This is a genomic window from Porphyromonas sp. oral taxon 279 str. F0450, from assembly GCF_000292995.1.
Lineage (GTDB): Bacteria > Bacteroidota > Bacteroidia > Bacteroidales > Porphyromonadaceae > Porphyromonas > Porphyromonas pasteri.
In genome coordinates this window covers 1-5,352 of the sequence record NZ_ALKJ01000038.1, presented here as the reverse complement: position 1 = coordinate 5,352, position 5,352 = coordinate 1, and the positions used below count along the sequence as shown (strand labels likewise).

The 5,352-nt window shown below is 60.7% G+C and carries 4 protein-coding genes and 2 tRNA genes; 4 read left to right on the top strand and 2 right to left on the bottom strand.

Going from position 1 to position 5,352, the window contains the following annotated elements:
- From hflX to HMPREF1323_RS07890, 4 genes are all read left to right on the top strand, one after another.
- On the top strand, positions 1–904 hold a 904-nt coding region (hflX, locus tag HMPREF1323_RS07905), incomplete at its 5' end, for a GTPase HflX (protein WP_009433629.1).
- Complete coding sequence (locus tag HMPREF1323_RS07900) at positions 894–2,054, top strand: ferrochelatase (RefSeq protein ID WP_009433627.1); 1,161 nt, start codon at positions 894–896, stop codon at positions 2,052–2,054. The genes hflX and HMPREF1323_RS07900, both read left to right, overlap by 11 nt.
- 19 nt (positions 2,055–2,073) lie before the next feature.
- Positions 2,074–4,146: an alpha-L-fucosidase gene (locus HMPREF1323_RS07895; RefSeq protein ID WP_009433630.1), complete on the top strand. Its 2,073-nt coding sequence runs from the start codon at positions 2,074–2,076 to the stop codon at positions 4,144–4,146.
- Position 4,147: 1 nt separating this feature from the next.
- Complete coding sequence (locus HMPREF1323_RS07890; protein WP_009433628.1) at positions 4,148–4,648, top strand: low molecular weight protein-tyrosine-phosphatase; 501 nt, start codon at positions 4,148–4,150, stop codon at positions 4,646–4,648.
- A 63-nt stretch (positions 4,649–4,711) separates the two neighbouring features.
- On the opposite strand, the gene HMPREF1323_RS07885 is transcribed toward HMPREF1323_RS07890, so the two are convergent.
- Both HMPREF1323_RS07885 and HMPREF1323_RS07880 read right to left on the bottom strand, forming a co-directional pair.
- A tRNA-Arg gene (locus HMPREF1323_RS07885) sits at positions 4,712–4,788 on the bottom strand.
- 38 nt (positions 4,789–4,826) lie between these two features.
- Positions 4,827–4,900, bottom strand: a tRNA-Arg gene (locus HMPREF1323_RS07880).
- Between the last annotated feature and the right edge of the window lie 452 nt (positions 4,901–5,352).

The following is a 5,352-nucleotide window of genomic DNA, read 5'->3' as shown; positions in this document are numbered from 1 at the left end:
GAGCCTCATCCTCGATATCTTTGCCTCCCGAGCTACCACGGCCTACGCTAAGACGCAGGTCGAGCTGGCTCAGTATCGCTATATGCTCCCCCGACTGACCCGCCTGTGGACGCACCTCGAGCGCCAGCGTGGGGGTGTGGGGATGCGTGGCCCTGGGGAGACGCAGCTCGAGACCGACCGCCGTATTATCCAAGACCGTATCGCCCACCTCAAGGCCGAGCTGAAGGTCATCGACCGCCAGATGTCGATGCAGCGCAAGAATCGTGGCAAGCTCGTCCGCGTCGCCCTCGTCGGCTATACCAACGTAGGGAAGTCCACGCTGATGAACGTGCTATCGAAGAGCGAGGTATTCGCTGAGAACAAGCTCTTCGCTACGCTCGACACGACCGTCCGCAAGGTCATCGTCCACAACCTCCCCTTCCTCCTATCCGACACCGTGGGCTTCATCCGCAAGCTCCCCACGGAGCTCATCGAGTCCTTCAAGAGCACGCTCGACGAGGTGCGTGAGGCGGACCTCCTCCTACACGTGGTGGACATCGCCCACCCCAACTTCGAGGAGCATATCGAGGTCGTCTCCTCGACGCTGCGTGAGATCAACGCTGGCATCGATCAGCCGACGATCCTCGTCTTCAATAAGATCGACGCCTTCACCTTCGAGGAGCGTGATGCCGACGACCTCGGCGAGCGCACCCGTCGCAATATCAGCCGCGAAGAGCTACAGCAGACGTGGATGGCGAAGCTCGGTGAGCAGGGCTGCTGCTTCATCTCCGCCCGCACAGGCGAGGGGATCGAAGAGCTGAAGCAGCTCCTCTACGACCGCGCCCGTGAGATCCACGTGCAGCGCTTCCCCTACAATGACTTCCTCTTCCAGGATTACACTCTGGCCGAAGGTGATGAAGCATAGTACGTCTATCCCCTCAGCCCCCCAAGAGATGAGGACGACACGCCCATGCCTCTTCGGGGCAGAGTTCCCCGCCAAGCGCGCCACGCTCCTCCTGAACTTAGGCTCCCCCGACTCCCCGTCCGTCCCTGACGTGCGCGACTACCTGCGCACCTTCCTCATGGACCGCCGCATCATCGGGATCAGCTACCCGCTTCGCTACTTCCTCGTCCATCACCTCATCGTACCCCGTCGTGCGCCGAAGTCCGCTGCGAACTACCGCACGATATGGGATGCCGATGCGCAGAACTTCCCACTCATCTCCCACTCCGCCTCGATAGCCCAGCAGCTCGCCGAGCTACGCCGTGAGCCCGTAGCGGTAGGGATGCGCTATGGCCATCCAGGTACGGGCGAAGCCTTAGAGGCCTTGGCCGCCCTCCCCGACATCGAGGAGGTCGTCATCGTCCCTCTATATCCCCACTATGCACGCAGCAGCTATGAGACCGCCGTGGCCTTTGCTCTTGAGGAGATCCGTCGCCTCGGCCTGCGCCCCATGCGCCTGCGTCTGCAAGCGCCCTTCTACGGGGAGACGGCCTACCGTACGGCCTTAGCCGATAGCGTCCGTGAGTATCTCACGGAGCCCTTCGACCGCCTCGTCATCTCAATGCACGGCATACCGCTCTCTCACATCCCGAAGGCGTGTCGTGAGCACAACGGCCACTCCACCCACTGCGCTGACCGCCGCACTTGGCATGAGCGCCACGGTGAGGAGGACTGCTACCGCCTGCAGTGCGAGGAGACCAGACGCTACCTCGCCGAAGACCTCGGCCTCGAGCCAGAGCGCGTCGAGCTGGTCTATCAGTCCCGCTTGGGCTTCCATGACTGGCTCCAGCCGTATATGGCACGCCGTGTGAAGGAGTTCGCCCGCGAAGGTGCCGAGCGCATCGCCGTCGTCTGCCCCGGCTTCGTCTGCGACTGCCTGGAGACGATCCAGGAGATCAATGACGAGGGCCGTGCGGACTTCCTCGAGGCAGGAGGCAAGAGCTTCACCTACATCCCCTGCCTCAATAGCAGTACGGCCTTCGTCACAGCCCTCAGCACCCTACTTGACAAAACGATAGCTGAGCCCTCGGCACTCCTCAGTGCAGAGAATCAGCGCAAATACAAATACTAATCCACCCATCCTACCCTTTATGAAGAAGCTAACCGCTGGGATCGCATCGCTACTCCTCGCCCTCAGCCTCCCCATTGGGGGCACGGCACAGAGCAAAGCACCCGCCCCAGTCCATCCCGTCCCTACACGCGCCCAGATCGAGTGGCAGGAGCTGGAGACTTACGCCTTCGTGCACTTTGGCCTCAACACCTTCAACGACCTCGAGTGGGGCTATGGCAACACCCCCGCTAAGACCTTCGCCCCCGAGCGCCTCGACACCGAGCAGTGGGTGCGCACGCTCAAGCGTGCCGGCATGAAGGGCGTCATCCTCACCGCCAAGCACCACGACGGCTTCTGCCTCTGGCCCACGAAGACCACCGAGTACTCGGTGAAGAACAGCCCTTGGAAGGATGGGCAGGGCGACCTCGTCCGCGAGCTCAGCGAGTCGTGCCGCAAGCACGGCCTGCTCTTCGGCCTCTACCTCTCCCCATGGGACCGCAATAGCCAGTACTACGGTCAGCCCGAGTATCAGAAGATCTTCCACGAGCAGATCAAGGAGCTCACCACGCAGTATGGCAAGCTATTCGAATACTGGTTCGACGGTGCCAACGGCGGTAATGGCTGGTACGGCGGCGCAGACACCACACGCCAGATCGACCCCAAGAGCTACTACCGCTATGAGGCCGCCGCGAAGATGCTCCGCAAGAACAATAAGGACATCATGATCTTCGGCGGTACCGTGCCCACGATCCGCTGGATCGGCAACGAGCAGGGCTGGGCTGGCCAGACCAACTGGGCTATGTACGACGAGGACAAGGCTAAGCACTACTCCGAAGCTCAGTGGGGTATGGAGGACGCTAAGCAGTGGCTCCCTGGCGAAGTCGACGTGAGCATCCGCCCAGGATGGTTCTACCACCCCCGCGAAGACCATCAGGTCCGCTCCGTGGCTAACCTCGTCCGCCTCTACTACCAGAGTGTCGGTCGCAATGCCAACCTCCTCTTGAACTGCCCCATCGACCTACACGGCCGTATCCCTGCTGAGGACTCTACGCGCCTCATCGCTTGGCACGACCATCTGAAGGAGGCCTTCCGTGACAACAAGCTCCGTGGTGTCGCTGTCACCGCATCGAACCTCCGTAGCGGTGATAAGAAGTTCGCCCCCAACCTCTCCAACGACGGCAAGACGAAGACCTACTGGGCTATGGCTGACGGCATGACGAGCGGCTACCTCTTCTACCGCTTCTCCCGCCCCACGCGCCTCAACACCCTTGTCCTGCAGGAGTACATCGCCCTCGGGCAGCGTGTCAAGCGCTTCCGCATCGAGACGGAGACGAGCCCCGGTGTCTTCGAGCCCGTAGCGACCTCCGATAGCCTGACGACCATCGGCTACAAGCGTATCATCCGCTTCGCTCCCGTAGAGACGAAGAGCCTGCGCGTCACCTTCGAGGAGGCACGTGGCCCCGTCTGCATCGCCGAGATCGCAGCTTACCTCACCCCTGAGGTGCTCGAGGCTCCCTCGATCCGCCGTGACGAGAGCGACAAGGTGCACATCACCTCCGTCACGCCAGACGTCATCATCGAGTACACTATCGAGGATGCTAAGACCAAGCACTCCAAGGGCTGGCAGCGCTATAAGGGTCCCTTCACCCTCAGCGACGACCACGCTACGATCCGCGCCCGTGTCTCCACGTCGACCAATAAGGACCGCCCTGAGACGACCAAGCGCCTTGGCTTCGCTGCCTCACAGATCCAGACGCCTTCGCTGGGAGCAGATGACCGCAAGGCACTGCTCGACGGCAACGGCTACACGACGGTCACGCTCGAAGCTGGGCAGACTTCACTCGAGCTGCTCTTCAAGGACGCACGTCCCATCCAGAAGCTCATCTACACGCCTTCGCAGCAGCGTGATGCCTCGGGCCACGTCCGCTCCTACAGCATCTACGTCGACGGGCAGAAGGTCGCTTCGGGCAACTTCGACAACATCCAGAATAACCCCATCCCCCAGGAAGTCCTACTCCCCGCAGGTACCTCGGGCTCACGCATCCGCTTCGTCGCTGAGGCGATCGTCGGCCAGGGTGGGCGCGTCACCCTCGGCGACCTAAGCATCGAGTAGTATGCCCCACATGAGTCCACAGCCCTCCCGCCCTGTACGTGTCCTCTTCGTCTGCCTCGGCAACATCTGCCGCAGCCCATCAGCCGAAGGACTCTTCCGCCACTACGTAGCGAGTCAGGGCGCCGAAGGCGACTACGAGATCGACTCCGCGGGCCTCATCGCTCACCACGAAGGCGAGCTCCCCGACGGGCGTATGCGTGCCCACGCCGCCCGTCGGGGCTACTCCCTCGAGAGTCGCTCCCGCCCCATCACCTACGAAGACTTCTTCCACTTCGACTATATCATCGGTATGGACGAAGCGAATCGGGAGCGCCTACTGGAGCTGGCACCCACCGAAGAGCTGGCGCGCAAGGTCAGCCTCCTCCCCGAGTGGAGCGAGCGCAGCCCAAGCGACCACGTCCCCGATCCCTACTATGGTGGGGCCGAAGGCTTCGAGCACGTCCTCGACCTCTTGGAGATCTGCCTGCCCGACCTATACGAAAAGACCCGCCCCACCGCATAGGTGGAGCGGGCCTACAAAGCGAAAGCGCCGTACTACCTCGTGGTAGTACGGCGCTTCTTCTTGTGGTGACCCCGACAGGATTCAAACCTGTAACCTTCTGATCCGTAGTCAGATGCTCTATTCAGTTGAGCTACGGAGCCATTCCGACCTTTAGTAGTATCGCCTCATCTCTCAGTTGTGACCCCGACAGGATTCAAACCTGTAACCTTCTGATCCGTAGTCAGATGCTCTATTCAGTTGAGCTACGGAGCCATTCACTTCTCGAGAGGACTCTCTAAAGATTTCGCTTGCAAAGATACACCTAATTTCCGTTTCCACCAAACGAATCCGCAGAAAACGACAAGACAACCACCTCATAAGCCGAGGGCAGATCGAGGAAGTGGCTACCAGCCGTAAGCGATTTCCTCGGCAAGACGCCCCGCTCTGGGCAGAGCCTTTGTCCTCACGCTCAATGCGCCCATAGCGATAGGCGAGGCGGGTATTTATAGCACCGCACAGATGAAGTACTATAGGGAGATACTCCGAACCTATAGTGGTTTGCGCGTCGACCAATACTGGTCGCCCCGCAGACCTATATTAGATTGTTGCTCCGCGTAGGGATAAAAGTTGCGGACGAGTAGCAGATAAGTTTGGACTACGTACGTGGCTCTAATATCTACGTATGTGGATATTTGGATTGACGTGCCTGGTCTTTAAGACTACGT

Coding starts and splice junctions, on each gene's coding strand:
- HMPREF1323_RS07895 (WP_009433630.1), top strand. CDS start 2,074: ATGAAGAAGCTAACCGCTGGGATCGCATCGCTACTCCTCGCCCTCAGC.
- HMPREF1323_RS07890 (WP_009433628.1), top strand. CDS start 4,148: ATGCCCCACATGAGTCCACAGCCCTCCCGCCCTGTACGTGTCCTCTTC.
- HMPREF1323_RS07900 (WP_009433627.1), top strand. CDS start 894: ATGAAGCATAGTACGTCTATCCCCTCAGCCCCCCAAGAGATGAGGACG.